Source organism: Halovibrio salipaludis, from assembly GCF_002286965.1.
Lineage (GTDB): Bacteria > Pseudomonadota > Gammaproteobacteria > Pseudomonadales > Oleiphilaceae > Halospina > Halospina salipaludis.
The window spans coordinates 914,663-931,939 of sequence record NZ_NSKD01000001.1; the positions used below are offsets into that span (position 1 = coordinate 914,663).

Consider the following 17,277-nt stretch of genomic DNA (forward strand, 5'->3'; position numbering starts at 1 on the left):
ATCGGCAAAATCCCAGTGTGGGGATCAGTTCTCGCGGCATCCAGATAAAGTAAGTTGCAGGATGGCATCGCGAACGGTTTCGCTCTGCTCCATGGGCAGGAAATGGGTCGTACCTGCAACCACCCTCACGTCAGCCGAAGGCAGCAGGGTCTGCAGGCGTTTTTGCGCCGCCGGCGAGAAGGTTGACCCGCGTTCCGCGGCCAGTGCTATAACCGGGCACCGCAACTGACGAATACCGGGCCAGGGGTTGTGTTCAGTATGGGCAAAGGTGGTGCTCTCCCACTCCGGCGCACACGCCAACTGAACTTGGTCACCCTGCGGCACGAAGGCGTGTTGGACATAGGCGTTCAGCCATGCTTCGGGCCATGTCTTGAAGCCACCGCGGCCACGAAAGTTGTCCAGCGCGGCAGCGTGCGAGTCGAATACCCTGCGCCGACGTGCGGCTCCGGCGGCCAGGGACAACCGATGTGACTGGCGTAGCAGCTTGGTCAGCCACAACTTCAGGCCCTGCCGCAGATCCATGATCACCGGTTCCGCCAGAATCAGGCCCAGCACTTTGTCAGGCCGCCGGGCAGCGGCCATGATGCTGGTGGTGGCACCGATGGAATGGCCGGCAAGCCAGACCGGCTCGTCCTGGCTATCCAGCAGAGCTGTCATATCTCGATAGTAGGTATCCCAGCCCCGGAATGTCGAAACATTTGCCGCACCGGCGCTGGCGCCATGCCCTCGCATGTCCCAGGCCAGGACATTGACGTCCGTGGCAAGCTCGTCAAGGAGGGGGTGGTACAGGGGGCCATGGAAACCCGTGGCATGCGCCCAGTGCAGCGTGGGGCGCGCTTTGGATTGCGGCCAGCGCCACAGTGCGATGTCGGCGCCATCCGTCGCCCGGAATTCGTCGCGTTCAGGCGTGTTGTGCTTAATGTTCATGAAGGTCTTCTTGTTGGGCGGCCATTGTCGGGAGCAACAACTGAACCAGACCGCTGGCGATCGGTTTACTCCTCTCGCTCTGCCAGCAGGTCACCTGGATCAGGCTGCTCCGCCTGCCTTGCCGGACAATGTCAGCGCTGGCGAACGTCGATCGGTCCTTCGCGGAGCGGAGGTAATTGATGTGGCTGTCGAGAATGCGCGGGCAACGCGTCTCTGTATCACGGCTTTGCGCAGCCACCCGTGCGGTAAGTTCGATCAGGGCCCCAAGCACACCGCCATGGAGGGCGGGGAGCATGAAGTTGCCGATCAGCGCTTCACGACACGGCAAATGAACCACTACACCCGCATCACCTTGCTGAACCTCAAGCCCGAGGTGCCGTGCGTAGGGAATACGCGCAAGCAGGGCCTGCCAGTCAGCACATTCTTCCGCGCTTTCCGCAGCGCCTGAGATGTGTTGTTCCGAATCGCCAGTCGTGCTCATGCGCGCTCCTTTCCTCGTCCACCTGCATTGAATTGCTGGCCCTGGGTGTTACGCATGAAGGTGGCGTTTGCCGTCGCCAGCAACTCACGATTGCCCTCGTTAAGGATGTCACAATGAATAAACGCGACCTCGTCCGTTAAATGTCGACAGGTAGCCTCCGCTAACAGGGCCTGGTGGCCGCTGGCAGGGCGCAAATAATCCATGCGCATATCCAGCGTGGCAATGGGCATCAACTCCAGGGCCCCCGCGAATACCGCCAAGCCTCCGGCGGAGTCTGCCAGCGAGTAAAGTACGCTGGTACAGATTTCTTTCCTATCCTCCTGGGCGAACATCCATGACTGTGGCGTCAGACGCATGCAGACCTGGCCCTGGTCTACCGAGACAACCTGCATGCCCAGATCCCTGCCGTGGGGAACCTTTTCGGTGAACTGCCACGCCGTCGTCATGGCGTCACTGTGCTGAACTCCGTTCGGCTTGGTCATCAGATCTGCCCTGCCTGGCATACCTTTTGTGCCGGGGCGGAAGGGATGGGAAACCCCTGATTTTCATCGATCATTGCCATGTCATTTTCTTCCGGATAACATTATTTCTGGATTTTGGTTGGTTAACCAACCAAAAGTCAAGGCTATGTTTGTGGACAAATGGCAGGCCACCTGCTTAATGGCGTACGATCAGCGCAATAAGTCTGGTGGTGACGGCTCTGATGAATAATGAATGGGCTTGCTGAGGAGATACTTAAGTGATGGTTAACAGACAGGTTGCTCCTCCAGGCAAACTGGGCGACCAGGGCGACGTTTTGTCTAACGCAGCCAGGCTTTTTCGTGAGAAAGGGTTTGAAAGGACGTCGCTCAAGGAGATTGCCGAGGCCTGCAATATGTTGCCCGGAAGTCTGTATTATCGTTACAGCAGCAAGGAAGCGCTGCTTGTCGAACTTATGCGCCGGGGAGTCGATCTGGTGACCGCAGAGGTCGAGTCGGCTTACGCCAGCTCGGATGACCCGTTTGAACAATTGCGCCTTTGTCTCAACGCGCATCTGCGAGCCCTGTTGGTGGACTCGGACGCGGTTTACGTGCTGTTGTTTGAATGGCGGGCACTGGGCCCGGAGGCTCGCGAGGAAATCATCGAACTGCGTGACCAGTACGAGTACCTGTGGGCCGATATTCTCGAAACAATGATTGCCCAGGGCGTGGTCCGGAAGAATGTTGACGGCCGCTTGCTTCGCCTGATCGGCCTTGGGGCGCTCAACTGGGTTGCGACCTGGTTCGACCCGAACGGGACCCATTCACTCGACGCCATTGGTGATTTGATCTGGCAGATCGCTATGGACGGTGTGATCAATAAGGGTGTCCAGGCGTAATCGGGATTCGCCGGCATGGGTGTACCAGCCAAAGCAACAGTGCTACCGCCAGCAGTCGCGCTGGCGGTGTGTCAGCGGTCAGATCAGTCGCTATACCAGGGTGGATCAGTTATCGCTGCTGTCTGGCAGGTAGGCGCCGTCCTCGTCATGGACTTCCTGGCCGGTTACCGGCGGGTTGAAGGCGCAGATCAGGCGCATGTCCTCGGTACCACCGTACAGAGTGTGCTTGTCGTGGTTGTCCAGGGCGTAGAGGGTGCCGTCGGTGATCTCGTGAACTTCATCCGTGGCGAGGTTCTTGATGCGCCCATTACCGGCAACGCAGTAAACGGCTTCCAGGTGGTGCTTATACCAGAAAGTGTGCTCGGAGCCTGCCTTGATGATGGTTTCGTGGAAGGAAAATCCCATTCCGTCCTTCTTGAGCAGCAGACGGCGGCTGGTCCACTGCTTGTCGCTGACTTCTCGCTCGGTACCAATGATGTTCTGAACTTTAACGATTTTCATGGGCGTATCTCATGATTGGTTGGCCGCAATCGGGTAGGGGGCATTATAGCATAAACATTAGGCATCCATATATTTCAAGCGGCCCTTCCCTCCCGCCATTAGTCATACCCCTTCAGGGCGCTCTGGGTAGCCGCCTCCAGCTCCGGCTGCTCCCCTTGGCCTGGAAAGGTCGTGGTCGTGATGCCAGCTCAGGGCTGCTTCCTGGTGGGCAATGCGGTGGTATCGATAGAGCGCCTCGACGCCCCTGCGCAGCTCTCCCGTTCCCGCCAGCACTCCCCTTCCCATCAACTCATGTCTTCCGGGAATCAGGGAGATCTTTGTAGATCTAAATCTAAAGCTGTATCCTAGGCACGAATCACCGCAGTCAGGCTGACCCACACCATTTTTCATCATTTTTGTCGACAAACAACTCGCTGGGCGAGCTCCGGGAGAGATTCCCGATTTTCCTGTTATTCCGGTTTATAATCATAGGTAGTAACTACTCGGACTGCTCAGAGATAGAGTTTCTATCCATGGGTAGTAAAATGGACAGTGTAGTATTGAGTGACGCTGGCCGAAAAAATATATCAAGCATCTATTTCTAAACGCTTTTTAATTTTTTGTGCTTCGAGCAGATCCAGAACCTGGAGTAATCCGATCATGAGCGAGCAGCCTTACCTGGGCACGCTATTCGTGGTGTCGGCGCCTTCCGGGGCGGGCAAGACCAGCCTGGTGTCGCAGGCGCTTGAGCGCGATCCCGCGCTGACCGTCTCCGTGTCGCACACCACCCGTGCGGCGCGCCCCGGGGAGCAGGATGGCGTCAACTACCACTTTGTGACCGAACAGGAGTTCCTGTCGCTCATGGAGGCGGGCACCTTCCTGGAGCACGCCCAGGTGTTCGACAACTACTACGGCACCTCCGGCGACTGGGTGGATGAGCAGCTTGCCGCCGGCCTGGACGTGATCCTGGAGATCGACTGGCAGGGCGCGCAGCAGATCCGGCGGCTGCGCCCGCACGCTGTCTCCGTGTTCATTGTGCCGCCCTCGCCGGAAGCGCTGCGCGAGCGGCTCCAGGGGCGCGGCCAGGACAGTGACGAGGTGATCGAGCGCCGGCTGCGCGAGGCCGCTGAGGAGTGCCGGCATGTGGCCGAATACGATTACCTGGTGGTCAATGACGACTTTGAACGGGCCCTGGATGAACTGCTGGTGGTCTTCCGCGCCCAGCGCCAGTGCCTGAGCCGTCAGAGCCAGCGTCATGAGACCCTGCTGAGGGCCCTCTCCCTGGCCGATCAGTGATGGCCAGAAACCGATCACTGGGTTACACTGTGCGATCCGCAGTGACCCAAACACGAACAGAGGTACTCCATGGCACGCGTCACCGTTGAGGACTGTCTCGACCACGTCGACAACCGCTTCCAGCTTGTCATGCTCTCCACCAGGCGGGCCCGCCAGCTGGCCACCTATGGCAGTGAGCCCAAGGTTCCGCCGGAGAACGACAAGCCCACGGTTCTGGCACTGCGCGAGATTGCCGCAGGCAAGATCAGCTTCGAGAGCGTCGAAGCCGATGAGCGGGCAATGCAGGCGGAATCCGCGGAGTCGCCCTCACGCAGCACCGAGGCCGCATCCGGCGAGGAAGGCGAAGCCGCAGGCTGAAACCAGCCGGCCGTGATCCTGTAAAAACCGGGCCCGACCCGGTTTTTTTATGCCTGTACACGCTATAATCTGGGAAGAGGGAATTCGGAAACTGGCAGCAGGGCAGGGAGGAAGCCGGCTTAACACCACCTTGCGGAGCATCCTGAACAGCCGATGTCGACGATCGAGTCTCTGGCGGAACGCCTCGGAAACTACCTGGATGACCAGAAGGTCAACCAGGTACGGAGGGCCTATTTCTATGCGGAACAGGCCCATGAGGGGCAGTATCGCCGCAGTGGTGAGCGCTACATCAGCCACCCGCTGGCGGTGGCCAACATCCTCGCCCAGCTCAACCTCGATCACCAGAGCCTGATGGCGGCCATGCTGCATGACGTGATCGAGGATACGGGCATTCCCAAGGATGCCCTGATCGAGCAGTTCGGGGCACCAGTGGCCGAACTGGTGGATGGCGTCAGCAAGCTCACCCAGATCGAATTCCGCTCCCGCGCCGAGGCCCAGGCCGAGAATTTCCAGAAGATGACCCTGGCCATGGCACGCGATATCCGCGTGATCCTGGTCAAGCTGGCGGACCGGCTGCACAACATGCGCACCCTGGGGCCGCTCAACCCCGAGAAACGTCGCCGCATCGCCACCGAGACCCTCGACATCTACGCCCCCATCGCCCACCGCCTCGGCATGCACAGCCTGTGCGTGGAGCTGGAGGATCTGGGCTTTGCCGCCATGTACCCGATGCGCTCGCAGTACATCGCCAAGGCGGTGCGCAAGCTGCGGGGCGACCATCACGAGATCATCAACGAGATCCGCGCCGGACTCGAGGACAAGCTGCGTGAGCGCGAACTGCCCGGGCGTATCCTGGGGCGCGAGAAACACCTGAACTCCATCTACAACAAGATGAAGTTCAAGCACAAATCCTTTGGCGAGATCATGGACGTCTACGCCTTCCGGATCATCACCGACTCTGTGGACGACTGCTACCGCATCCTGGGCGCGGTACACAGCCTCTACAAGCCACTGCCGGGGCGCTTCAAGGACTACATCGCGATGCCCAAGGCCAACGGCTACCAGTCCCTGCACACCACCCTGTTCGGCAAACACGTGAATATCGAGATCCAGATCCGCACCGAGGAGATGGAAAGCGTGGCCAACCACGGCATCGCGGCGCACTGGATGTACAAGCACGATTCCGAGGTGGGCGAGGTCAACCAGAGACGGGTCGACCGCTGGCTGGAAGGGCTGATGGAGATGCGTGAGCGGGCGGACGACTCGCTGGAGTTCATCGAGCACGTGAAGGTGGATCTGTTCCCGGACGAGATCTACGTGTTCACGCCCAAGGGCCGGATCATGGAGCTGCCGCGCGGGGCCACGCCCGTGGATTTCGCCTATGCCATCCATACGGACATCGGCAACGCCTGCGTCGCCTGTCGTGTGGACCGTCAGCTGGCGTCACTCAGTCAGCCGCTGCAGAGCGGCCAGACGGTGGAGGTGATCACCGCGCCCGGCGCCCGGCCGAGCCCGGTCTGGCTCAACTACGTGGTGACCGGCAAGGCGCGTTCGAGCATCCGCCACGCTCTCAAGACCCAGCAGCGGCGCGAGTCCGTGGAGCTTGGCAGGCAGCTGCTCAGCCGCTCCCTGAACAGCCTCGGGTCACGCCTGGATGAGCTCGGTGACGCACGCGTCCAGCGGGTTCTGGAGCACAACCAGGTGGATAGCTTCGACCGGTTGCTGGCGGACATCGGGCTGGGCAACCGCATGGCCTACATCGTCGCCCGGCAGCTGGCACCGGATACCGGACAGGACAGCGACGCCGCGCCGGCGCTGGAGGATACCCGCGCCGGGCAGACCATGACCATTGCCGGCAGCGAGGGCTCGGTCATCCAGTTCGCGGACTGCTGCCAGCCCATTCCGGGGGACCCCATCGTGGGCCGCATGAGTTCCGGCAGCGGCATGGTGATCCACTCCGAGCGCTGCGAGAGCGTGCGCCATCTGGACGCGGACTCACCCCAGCTGGTCTATCTGAGCTGGGCCAAGGACATCACCGATGACTTCTCGGTTGAGCTGCGTGTGGAGACGGCGCGTAAGCGGGGGCTGATTGCCGAGCTGGCCAATACCGTGGCCCTGGCGGAAGCCAACCTCGAGGGGATCAACGTGGACGAGTACGACGCCCGCCACAGTGTCGTCGTCATGACCCTGCATGTGCGCGGACGTACCCAGCTGGCACGGATCATGCGGCGCATCCGCAACCTGCGCACGGTCAAATCCGTTACCCGGGTACGCCGTTGACAGCGCCGCGCCAGCGGGCGAGCATCGTGTTTTTCCGCTACAGACGACAGGAACGCCGCAACCCATGACGAACAAGTCCATTATCCAGACGGATACCGCCCCCGAAGCCATTGGCCCCTATTCCCAGGCTGTGAAGGCGGGGGATACGGTCTATCTCTCCGGCCAGATCCCGCTGGATCCGCGGACCATGGACCTGGTGCCCGGCGGCTTTGAGGAACAGGTCAAGCGGGTCTTCGAGAACCTGAAGGCCGTCTGTGAGGCTTCCGGGGGCAACATCCAGGACCTGGTCAAGCTCAATATCTACCTCACCGACATGGGCAACTTCGCCATCGTCAACGAGATCATGACCACCGTCTTCACCGAGCCCTATCCCGCGCGCGCCGCCATTGGCGTGGCGGCACTGCCCAAGGGCGCGCAGGTGGAGATGGATGCCATCATGGTGCTGAAGTAGGGTCAGACCCGGCTGAGGCAGTCCTTGACCCTGGGGCCGTCACCGCCGAAGTGGCGGGCCCAGGCCATGAAGAGTTCCCCGCACGCCAGGGCATCCTCCAACGCATTGTGCGCATTGGTTTCCGGCAGGCCGTAACGCTCGCGGCACCGGTTCAGGCGCAGGACATTCCCCGGCATTGTCTGCTCGCGCTGGAACAGGCGTTTTTTCTCCAGCACCAGTGTGTCCGCCGTGGGCTGGAACCAGTCCATGCCGAACTGTTCCCGGTAGGCGGCGCGCAGAAACCCTGTGTCCAGAGGTGCATGGTGCATGACCGGGAGGCGGTCGGTCATCGCCCTTGCCAGCATGCGTAATGCGGAGGGCAGATCCACGCCTTCGCTGCGGTCCGTGTCCCGGATGTGATGGATGGTGGCGCTGTCGCCCACCAGGTTGCGGCTGTCGATCAGCAGGTGCCGGGCCGTGTCCAGCCGGATCCGGCCGCGGTCCACCGCCACCCAGCCGAAGCTGATGATGTAGCCGGTCTTCGGGTCGAGGCCGGTGGTTTCCAGGTCGATGGCCAGCCAGTCCACCTCATCCCAGAGGGCGTTGGTGTCCGGCCAGGGGCTTGCCAGGAGGCGCTGCAGCGTCGGGTCCGGGAAGGGGTGGCGGGCATAGCGGCGCCGTGCCCGCTCCCGGCGGGCGCGGGTCAGCCACATCAGCGCATCCCCTGGCGGTAGGCCAGGCGCACCGACTTCTGGGCGCTGTCCACCAGCTGGAAGGCGTCACGCAGCTGTTCGCGGGCCAGTTTGGGCAGGTTGCGTGGGTTGCAGTAGTTGCTCAGCTCCTCGCCCTCACGGATCTGGTCCGCCTGTACCTGGAGCCGCACCTGCATCAGAAAGCGCAGGGCGTCCTGCAGGTTGCGTGCGTCATACCGGGTCATGTGCTTGCCGCGGGCCAGCTCGTCCAACCGTTCCAGCGTGTTGATGCGGTCAACCCCGGATGCCAGGGCGTGCAGCCGCACAATTTCGATGATCGGCAGCAGACCTCGCTTTTTCAGGTTGAGGGTATCCTTGTGATCACCGTTGCGCTCCACCACGAAGCGCCGGAAGATGCCGATGGGCGGGCTTCCTTCCAGGACGTTCTCTGCCAGCGCGGCCTGGAAGATGGAGTTGGCCCTGACCCGTTCCAGCATGTGGGACTGGACCCGGCTGGTGAGCGAGGCGTCCCCGTGAACGGTGCGGAGATCAAAGGCGATGCTGATCTCCATCACATGGTGGGGGCTGAAACTGGTGACCCAGTTATCCACGGCCCCGTACCAGCCTGTGAGTCGGCGTCGCCAGAAGGGATTGGTGGCCATGACGTTGCCGTTGCAGTAGACGTAACCGCATTCGTCGAGGCCATCACTGACTTTCGTGGCCAACTGCTCGAACCAGGCCATGTCTTCGTCGGTGGCCTCGTCCGCAATCACCAGACCGTTATCCTGGTCGGCGTTGAGCAGCTGTTCCGCCCGCGCCTGGGAGCCGAAGCACAGCCAGGCGAAGGGCACCGGGGCCGGGCCCAGTTCGTCCAGCGCCATCTCGATCAGCCGGTTGGTTACGGTATCGCTGATGGCGGTGAGGATGTGGCTGACCTGATCCGCCGGTACCCCGGCATCCGTCCAGCGCAGCAGGAACTGGGGGATGTCGCGCAGCACGGTCTGCATGGTGGCCACCGATTCCTGGCGTGACAGGCGCTGGACGATGTAGACCGGGTCGTCCTGGCGGGCTGTGATCAGGTCCGAGGTGGTGAGGATGCCTACAGGCCTGCCGTCTTCCAGAACCGGCAGGTGGTGCATGCGATGGCGGGTCATGAGCAGGGTGGCGTCAAACAGCGTCGCCTTGCGCTCCAGACTCACCGGATTCGCCGTCATGATTTCCGAAACCGGCGTGTCCGGCGAGCGGCGCGCTGCCAGTACCCGGCTGCGCAGGTCCCTGTCAGTGACAATGCCGCTCAGCCTGCCGTCATTGAGCACCAGTGCCGAGGAGACCCGGCGGCTGGACATCATCTCCGCCAGCTCGCAGACGGGCGTCTCTTCGCTGGTGGTGACCAGATCGGTGGCCATCAGGCTGGTTACCGGCGTGAGCATGCCATCCGGTGAGACCATGCTGCGGGTGGCACGGAACAGGCGCCGGCTGCGCTGGCCGTGGAAGAAACGGTCGAAGTCCCGGAAGCGTCCACGCAGGTCCTGGTAGGCCTTCTGCGGCAGGAAGTAGATCAGGCTGTCCTCGATCAGGACCGCCCGCACACCGGGTTCCTGCTGGAGAAGCCCGCTCAGGGCAAAGCTCTCGCCCTCGGCCAGACGGTCGAGCAGCTCGCCGTCCTGGCTGCGGATCTCAACGGCGCCACTTCGCAGAATACGCAGTCCCTGATCCCGGGTGTTCTCGTTGAACACATGCCCGTTGCGGAAATAGCCGATCTCCATCTCATGGACAATGCGCTCAACCTCTCCTTCGGGCAGGGCGTTGAAGGGCAGTGTCTGGCGGATGAAATCCGCGATGGAGGCCAGCTCTGGCGGCAGGGACTGGGTTTCGGTCATTTCCGGAAGTCCTCCCCGAAACTGGTTTCGTAATCGATGAAGACGGTCTTGGCCTCGCCGTAGTAGCTGGTGCCGTCCGCCCGGGCCAGGACGCGCATGCGGGCCTTGGTGCTCGCTTCTCCCGGAATCACGCCTTCCCAGCGGGTGCGTCTGTCGTTGGCCGGCTCCAGAGCGGTCTGTTCCGTCTTCTCCGCGCCGGGGTTGACCCAGCCCATGGTCATGGCGTCCAGCGGGTGGGCGGACTCCAGCCGCACCGCCAGCTGGTTCTCGCCGCCGGCCCGGTCCACCTGGATATCCAGCTCAAAGTTGCCGTTGGTCATGGTGCAGGTGCCGCTCTCATAGCGGCAGTTGGAGTCACCGATCAGCTCGTAACCGAGCCCCTCCTTTGCCGGCTCCTTGCGTTCGCCCAGGGCGGTGTCCGCGGCGTACCAGGCCAGGATGGCCAGTGCCGGAGCAACCAGAAGCGCGACAATGAAATGGAAATTGCGGAACATGCAGGGCCTCTGATTCGGGAAAGGGAATTGCCGGGAGAGCACTCTGTTACAGAAGGGCGCTCTCGCGGCAGCTCCATCTAGGGTAGCTGAAAACGGACAGTGCTGCCGAAGCAGCACTGTCCGGGGGTTGAACCCTCAGGGCTCAGTGCCCGCCTGAGGCGAGCGAGGAGCCCACCGGTACCCGCACGTCGTCCACGATGTGCTGGATGTTCGCCGGAGGTTCGGGAGTCATCTTGCACACCGCCATGGCGACGATGAAGTTGACGATGGCACCAACCGCACCGAAGGCGTTCGGCGAGATGCCGAAGAACCAGTTCGGATCCAGGTCGCCCAGGAAGGACGTGCTGGCGACGAACATGATGCCCTTGTGCTGGAACACGTAGAGCAGGTTCACGGTCAGGCCCGCCAGCATGCCGGCGATGGCGCCTTCCTTGTTCATCTTCTTGTAGAAGATGCCGAACATCAGCGCCGGGAACAGACTGGCGGCTGCAAGCCCGAAGGCCAGTGCCACTGTCCCCGCGGCGAAGCCGGGTGGATTGAAGCCCAGGTAGCCGGCTACGGCAATGGACGCTGCCATTGAGATCCGTCCCGCCATCAGCTCGCTCTTCTCGGAAATGTCCGGCTTGAACACCCCTTTCAGCAGGTCGTGGGAGACCGCCGAGGAGATGGCCAGCAACAGACCCGCTGCTGTGGACAGGGCGGAGGCGATACCGCCAGCGGCCACGATCGCGATTACCCAGTCGGGCAGCATGGCGATCTCGGGGTTGGCCAGAACGATGATGTCACGGTTGAGCTCAGTGACCTCGTTCTCCTCCTCGTTGGAGCTGTAAGTGATGGTGCCGTCGTTATCCTTGTCGGTGAACTCGATGAGACCGGTCTGCTCCCAGTTCTTCACCCACTGCGGCCGTTCTTCATAGACCATCTCGGTGGCCTCGGTGGTGCCGAAGGTCTCCATCAGGTTCAGACGGGCCATGGCACCAACGGTCGGAGCGGTGGTGTAGAGAATGGCGATGAATACCAGGGCCCAGCCTGCGGAGGAGCGCGCCGCCTTGACCGTCGGAACGGTGAAAAAGCGGATGATGACGTGCGGCAGGCCGGCGGTGCCGATCATCAGCGACAGGGTGTAGAAGAACATGTTGACGCGGTTATGCTCATTCACCGCCACGTACTCGGCAAAGCCCAGCTCATTCAGGACCTGGTCCAGACGATCCAGCACAAAGGTGCCCTGCTCGGTCAGGGTAGAACCAAGGCCGATCTGCGGCAGAGCCCAGCCGGTCATCTGCAGGGAGATGAAGACCGCCGGAACGGTATACGCCGTGATCATCACGCAGTACTGGGCAATCTGGGTGTAGGTAATCCCCTTCATGCCGCCCATGACCGCGTAGAAGAACACGATCAGCATGCCGATCGACAGGCCCATCTCATAGCTCACTTCCAGGAAGCGGGAGAAGGCAACACCGGTGCCGGTCATCTGGCCGATGACATAGGTCAGCGAGGCCAGGATCAGGCAGATGACGCCGATCACGCGCGCCGTATTGGAGTAGTAGCGATCCCCCAGGAACTCGGGCACCGTGAACTTGCCAAACTTGCGCAGATACGGCGCCAGCAGCATGGCAAGCAGAACGAAACCACCGGTCCAGCCCATGAGGAAGACCGAACCACCATAGCCGAGAAAGGCGATGAGGCCGGCCATGGAGATGAAGCTCGCCGCGGACATCCAGTCGGCTGCCGTGGCCATGCCGTTGGCAACCGGATGAACGCCCTTGGATGCGACGTAGAATTCGCGGGTGGAGCCCGCTTTACAGTAGATGGCAATGCCGAGATAGAGCGCGAAGGAGGCGCCCACGACAATGTAGATCAGTGTCTGCTGGTCCATGGTAAGCCCCTTTTACTTCGCGTCTTCGGTTTCCTGGACGCCGTATTTGCGGTCCAGCCGATCCATCAGTTTCGCGTACACGAAGATCAGCACCACGAACGTGAGGATCGAGCCCTGTTGCGCGAACCAGAAACCGAGCGGGTAACCGCCGATGTGGATGGCGTTCAGTGCCTCCGCGAAGATGATGCCGCAGCCGAAGGACACGAAGGCCCAGACGGCGAGCAACCACCCGATGATGCGCAGGTTGTCGCGCCAGTACTGCTTCTTGAGTGTTTCATTCTGGAATGCCATCAGCATTTCCCCCCATTATTGTTGTCAACGCGTTCACGGTGGGATCACCGCTACGGCACAGCTTTGACCCGCTGATCGCCAGTCTCCATACGACTTTGGTCTAAGCTGTCGTGCCGGTTTGTTAACTCCTTGTCACGCAAGGGTTCACGGCCCTTAGACCATGGTCTAATACCCAGTGCTTCCGCCCTTGTCGACACTGGGAGGTACAAAGCCTTTCCCACTAAGGCACCGAAATGACAAGCAGAACAGGATTGAGGAGGCAGTGATGAGTGACGAAGCGGTTTACCCGGTCACGGACCACTTCCGGAACAAGGCGCTGATCGACAAAGAGACCTATGAGTCCATGTATCAGCGTTCCATCCAGGATCCGGAGTCCTTCTGGGCGGAACAGGCCAAGCGCCTGGACTGGATGAAACCCTTCTCGCGCGTCAAGGATGTCTCCTTCGCCAGCGATGACGTGCATATCCGCTGGTTCGATGATGGTACGCTGAACGCCGCCGCCAACTGCATCGACCGTCACCTGGAAGAGCGCAGCGGCCAGCCCGCCATCATCTGGGAGCCTGACGAGGAGAGCGAGGACAACCGCGTCATCACCTACGCCGAGCTGCACGAGGAAGTCTCCCGCCTCGCCAACGGGCTGAAATCGCTGGGCGTTAAAAAGGGCGACATTGTCACTCTGTATATGCCGATGGTGCCGGAAGCGGCTTATGCCATGCTGGCCTGCGCGCGCATCGGGGCCATCCACAGCGTGGTCTTCGGTGGCTTCTCGCCGGAGGCACTGGCCGGCCGCATTGACGACGGGGGCTCAAAGGTCGTCATCACCGCCGACGAAGCGCGCCGTGGTGGCAAGCGGGTACCGCTGAAGGCGAACGTCGATGAAGCGGTGTCACTGTGCAAGGAATCCAGCGTCGACAACGTCGTGGTGCTCAAGGCGACCGGCGGCAACGTCGATTTCAATGGCAATCGCGACATCTGGTACCGCGACCTGGTGGGCAAGCAGTCCGACCAGTGCGAACCGGAAGAGATGGGCGCCGAGGACACCCTCTTCGTGCTCTACACCTCCGGCTCCACCGGCAAGCCCAAGGGCGTGGTCCACACCACTGGCGGCTACCTGCTGCACACCTCCATTACCCACGAGTACGTGTTCGACTACCGCCCGGGTGAGGTCTACTGGTGCAGTGCGGACGTGGGCTGGATCACCGGTCACTCCTACGTGGTCTACGGCCCGCTCGCCAACGGCGGCACCACCATGATGTTCGAAGGCGTGCCGACCTACCCGGATGTGGGCCGCCTTGGCCGTATCATCGACAAGTACAAGATCGCCACCTTCTACACCGCGCCGACGGCGATCCGTTCACTGATGGCCGAGGGTGATGCCCCCGTGGCCAACGCCGATCTCAGCTCCCTGAAGCTGCTGGGCACCGTGGGCGAGCCCATCAACCCCGAGGCCTGGCGCTGGTTCCACCAGAAGTTCGGCAAGGGGCAGTGCCCGATCGTCGACACCTGGTGGCAGACCGAGACCGGCGGCATCCTGATCTCGCCGCTGCCCGGCGCCATCGACCTCAAGCCCGGCTCGGCCACCAAGCCGTTCTTCGGCGTACAGCCGGCGCTGATGGACCCCGAGGGCAACGAGATGGAAGGCGCCACCTCCGGCGGCCTGGTTCTGAAGGACAGCTGGCCCGGCCAGATGCGCACCATCCTGGGCAACCACCAGCGCTTCGTGGAGACCTACTTCTCCACCTATGAGGGCTGTTACTTCACCGGTGACGGTGCCAAGCGCGACGAAGACGGCTACTACTGGATCACCGGTCGCGTGGACGACGTCCTCAACGTCTCCGGCCACCGCATGGGCACCGCCGAGGTGGAAAGCGCACTGGTCTCCCACGACGCCGTCGCCGAAGCCGCCGTGGTGGGCTGCCCGCACGAGATCAAGGGCCAGGGCATCTACGTCTACGTGACCCTGACCCACGGTCAGTCACCGAGCGACGAGCTCGCCAAGGAACTCAAGCAGCACGTGCGCAAGGAGATCGGCCCGATCGCCACGCCGGACGTCATCCAGTGGGCCGACGGCCTGCCCAAGACCCGTTCCGGCAAGATCATGCGCCGCATCCTGCGCAAGATCGCCGCGGACGAGTTCGACTCCCTTGGCGACACCTCCACGCTGGCGGACCCGAACGTGGTCGATGACCTCATCGAAGGTCACCGCGTCGCAGCCGGTTCCAACCAGTAAGCCGCCCTGTAGGAGCGAGCCCTGCTCGCGATTGATTGCGATCGCGAGCGAGGCTCGCTCCTACATGGTTCACGGTTTATTGCGCAGGCGCTGAACGAGGACTATCTTCAATGGGGCACCGACCTTGAGTCGCTGCCCCATTTCCGTATGAAACCGGTAAACGCGTGATGCCCCAATCATGACTACCCTGATCGTCGCCGACGACCACCCGCTGTTCCGCTCCGCCCTGAAGGATGTGATCCGTCAGGAAGAGCCTGATGCCACCCTCGAAGAGGCATCGGACTTCGGGGACCTGCAGTCGGTGATAACGCGGATCGGGGAGCCCTCACTGGTGCTCCTCGACCTCCACATGCCGGGCGCCCACGGTTTCAGCGCACTGCTTTTCCTCACCGCCCACTACCCGGACATCCCGGTGCTGATGATCTCCGCCAACGAGCGCGACGACATCATCCGCCGTGCTGCCGACCACGGCGCCGCTGGCTTCATCTCCAAGAGTGCCAGCATGGAAGCCATCGGCCAGGCCATCCGGAACGTGGCACGCGGTGACTTCTGCTTCCCGGACGGTGTTGACCTTGCCGTACCCGGCGTCAGCGAGGAGGAATCCGGCGTTGCGGATGCGCTTTCCGAGCTCACCCCGCAACAGTTCCGCGTTGCCACCATGATCAGCCAGGGGCTGCTCAACAAACAGATCGCCTACGAACTCAACGTCACGGAAGCCACGGTCAAGGCCCACGTCACCGAGATATTCCGCAAACTCGGCGTCCACTCCCGCACCCAGGCCGCCCTCAAGCTGGGCCAGCTGGACCTCGCGGACGTCTCCCAGGAAGAATCCTGACCGATCTGACTGACGGGCAGGTCAATGTGTCTCTTTTAATCTTTGGTATGCTTTTCTGAGTCCAGCAATGAGTCTGTTTTCAGGGGGCGGGTGATGCTCGTAGGGAAACTCGGTCGCCATGGATGGCGACCGGTAGCCTACACGGATGTACTTGTGGCGGTTCCCGGAGAGCATCACCCGCCCCCTGGGCAGCGAGCTCTCAGTCTTATCGCTACCCGGAGCCGGGAATGTCAGAAACCATGAATCAACCCCTGACCAGCTTCACCAGAATCACCCGCAATGCCCGCCAGCGCTTCCTCAACCCGGAAACCCTGGTGCAGGCCGAACAGACCCCCTACGAGATCATCCACAGCGACGACCTCGTGAACGTCCGCTACTACCCACCGCTGCGTGAAAACCACATCCCCGTCGGCGACGACGACGCCCCGGTCGCCGTCCAGCGCGACCCACACAAAGTCCCGCTGGTCCTGGTCGCCCCGCTCGCGGTCAACATGTCCATCTACGACCTGTTCCCCAATCGAAGCCTCGTGCGCTACCTGCGCGCCAGCGGCTTCGAACTGTACCTGATCGACTGGGGCACCCCCGGCTGGGACCACAACCACTTCGACATCGCCACCTACTTCGCCGACTACCTGCCGGAACTGCTCGACGAAGTCCTGAAACACAGTGGCGCCAGCGAAGTCTCCCTCTACGGCTGGAGCTTCGGCGCCCTGTTCAGCTACTGCGCCGCCGCGCTGGACGACGACAAACGCATCCGCAACCTGGTGCTGGTGGGCAGCCCCTGTGACTACCATGCCAACGGCAGCATCGGTAAGCAGTACCAGCTGATCTCAAAGTCACTGAGTTTTCTCGAGAACACCCTCGGATTCCGGGTCCACCAGACCAGGCGCCGCTTCTGGCGCTCCCCGGGCTGGGCCAATGCCACCGCCTTCAAGCTCACATCGCCGATCAGCAGCCTGCGCAACTACCTGGACCTGGTACGCAACCTGCACTCGGAAGAGTACGTGACCCGCAACGCCACCCAGGGTGCCTTCCTCAACGACATGGTGGCCTACCCCGGCGGCGTCATCCAGGACACCGTGCAGTACCTGTGGGTGGACAACTGCACCGCGCACGGCAATCTCCCCATGCACGACGCCGAGCGCACGCTGAAGGACGTGACCGCCGACATCATGCTCGTCTACGGCGACAACGACCCGCTGGTCACCCCCGAATGCAGTCGTGCCCTCGTGGATCAGGTCTCAAGCCGCGAGATCGAGCAGGCCCTGGTGCCGGGCGGGCACATGGGGATCCTGGCCGGCAGTGCGGCCCCGACGCACATCTGGCCAAAGGTGGTTGACTGGCTGGCGAAGCGCTCCGACTGACCCGCAA

The 17,277-nt window shown here is 62.1% G+C and carries 18 protein-coding genes; 8 read left to right on the top strand and 10 right to left on the bottom strand.

The window, feature by feature from the left end; all coding sequences use genetic code 11:
• Positions 1-24 precede the first annotated feature (24 nt).
• Genes CK501_RS04455 through CK501_RS04465 form a run of 3 tightly spaced genes read right to left on the bottom strand, consistent with a single transcriptional unit; the run spans position 25 to position 1,890 of the window.
• Positions 25-927, bottom strand: a complete 903-nt coding sequence (locus CK501_RS04455; RefSeq protein ID WP_095616490.1) for an alpha/beta fold hydrolase — start codon at positions 925-927, stop codon at positions 25-27.
• Positions 917-1,408: a PaaI family thioesterase gene (locus CK501_RS04460; protein ID WP_095616491.1), complete on the bottom strand. Its 492-nt coding sequence runs from the start codon at positions 1,406-1,408 to the stop codon at positions 917-919. Before CK501_RS04460 ends, CK501_RS04455 begins: the two co-directional genes overlap by 11 nt.
• A complete protein-coding gene (locus CK501_RS04465; protein ID WP_095616620.1) occupies positions 1,405-1,890 on the bottom strand; it encodes a PaaI family thioesterase in 486 nt (161 codons plus the stop codon). The genes CK501_RS04460 and CK501_RS04465 overlap by 4 nt, the downstream gene beginning before the upstream one ends.
• A gap of 260 nt (positions 1,891-2,150) precedes the next feature.
• On the opposite strand from CK501_RS04465, the gene CK501_RS04470 reads away from it, so the two are divergent.
• Positions 2,151-2,765, top strand: coding sequence for a TetR/AcrR family transcriptional regulator (locus tag CK501_RS04470; protein ID WP_095616492.1), 615 nt, complete (start codon positions 2,151-2,153; stop codon positions 2,763-2,765).
• Positions 2,766-2,870: 105 nt separating this feature from the next.
• Here CK501_RS04470 and CK501_RS04475 read toward each other — a convergent pair whose 3' ends face one another.
• Positions 2,871-3,266, bottom strand: a complete 396-nt coding sequence (locus CK501_RS04475) for an ectoine synthase (RefSeq protein ID WP_095616493.1) — start codon at positions 3,264-3,266, stop codon at positions 2,871-2,873.
• Between the two features lie 102 nt (positions 3,267-3,368).
• A complete protein-coding gene (locus CK501_RS16680) occupies positions 3,369-3,551 on the bottom strand; it encodes a hypothetical protein (RefSeq protein ID WP_143421380.1) in 183 nt (60 codons plus the stop codon).
• A gap of 354 nt (positions 3,552-3,905) precedes the next feature.
• Between CK501_RS16680 and gmk the strand changes: the two genes are divergently transcribed.
• The 4 genes from gmk to CK501_RS04495 all read left to right on the top strand — a co-directional run bounded on the left by gmk (position 3,906) and on the right by CK501_RS04495 (position 7,629).
• On the top strand, positions 3,906-4,541 hold the full coding sequence (gene gmk / locus CK501_RS04480; protein WP_095616494.1) for a guanylate kinase: 636 nt from the start codon (positions 3,906-3,908) through the stop codon (positions 4,539-4,541).
• 69 nt (positions 4,542-4,610) lie between these two features.
• Entirely contained in the window at positions 4,611-4,898 is a 288-nt protein-coding gene (gene rpoZ / locus CK501_RS17065; RefSeq protein WP_095616495.1) for a DNA-directed RNA polymerase subunit omega, read from the top strand.
• Positions 4,899-5,051: 153 nt separating this feature from the next.
• Complete coding sequence (locus CK501_RS04490) at positions 5,052-7,178, top strand: RelA/SpoT family protein (RefSeq protein WP_095616496.1); 2,127 nt, start codon at positions 5,052-5,054, stop codon at positions 7,176-7,178.
• A gap of 64 nt (positions 7,179-7,242) precedes the next feature.
• Complete coding sequence (locus CK501_RS04495; protein ID WP_095616497.1) at positions 7,243-7,629, top strand: RidA family protein; 387 nt, start codon at positions 7,243-7,245, stop codon at positions 7,627-7,629.
• A gap of 2 nt (positions 7,630-7,631) precedes the next feature.
• On the opposite strand, the gene CK501_RS04500 is transcribed toward CK501_RS04495, so the two are convergent.
• The 5 genes from CK501_RS04500 to CK501_RS04520 form a co-directional block, all read right to left on the bottom strand.
• Complete coding sequence (locus CK501_RS04500; RefSeq protein WP_095616498.1) at positions 7,632-8,321, bottom strand: exonuclease domain-containing protein; 690 nt, start codon at positions 8,319-8,321, stop codon at positions 7,632-7,634.
• On the bottom strand, positions 8,321-10,180 hold the full coding sequence (locus tag CK501_RS04505; RefSeq protein ID WP_095616499.1) for a putative nucleotidyltransferase substrate binding domain-containing protein: 1,860 nt from the start codon (positions 10,178-10,180) through the stop codon (positions 8,321-8,323). The genes CK501_RS04500 and CK501_RS04505 overlap by 1 nt, the downstream gene beginning before the upstream one ends.
• Positions 10,177-10,674 (bottom strand): hypothetical protein, encoded by a 498-nt coding sequence (locus CK501_RS04510; RefSeq protein ID WP_095616500.1) that lies wholly within the window; start codon positions 10,672-10,674, stop codon positions 10,177-10,179. Before CK501_RS04510 ends, CK501_RS04505 begins: the two co-directional genes overlap by 4 nt.
• Positions 10,675-10,816: 142 nt before the next feature.
• Positions 10,817-12,550 carry a sodium:solute symporter family protein gene (locus CK501_RS04515; RefSeq protein WP_095616501.1) on the bottom strand — a complete coding sequence of 578 codons (1,734 nt, stop codon included), beginning with the start codon at positions 12,548-12,550 and terminating at the stop codon, positions 10,817-10,819.
• Positions 12,551-12,562: 12 nt separating this feature from the next.
• Complete coding sequence (locus CK501_RS04520) at positions 12,563-12,841, bottom strand: DUF4212 domain-containing protein (RefSeq protein WP_095616621.1); 279 nt, start codon at positions 12,839-12,841, stop codon at positions 12,563-12,565.
• A gap of 265 nt (positions 12,842-13,106) precedes the next feature.
• On the opposite strand from CK501_RS04520, the gene acs reads away from it, so the two are divergent.
• From acs to CK501_RS04535, 3 genes are all read left to right on the top strand, one after another.
• A complete protein-coding gene (acs, locus tag CK501_RS04525) occupies positions 13,107-15,071 on the top strand; it encodes an acetate--CoA ligase (RefSeq protein WP_095616502.1) in 1,965 nt (654 codons plus the stop codon).
• Between the two features lie 178 nt (positions 15,072-15,249).
• Positions 15,250-15,906: a response regulator gene (locus tag CK501_RS04530; protein WP_095616503.1), complete on the top strand. Its 657-nt coding sequence runs from the start codon at positions 15,250-15,252 to the stop codon at positions 15,904-15,906.
• Positions 15,907-16,145: 239 nt separating this feature from the next.
• A complete protein-coding gene (locus tag CK501_RS04535; RefSeq protein ID WP_158223040.1) occupies positions 16,146-17,270 on the top strand; it encodes an alpha/beta fold hydrolase in 1,125 nt (374 codons plus the stop codon).
• The last annotated feature ends 7 nt before the right edge of the window (positions 17,271-17,277 follow it).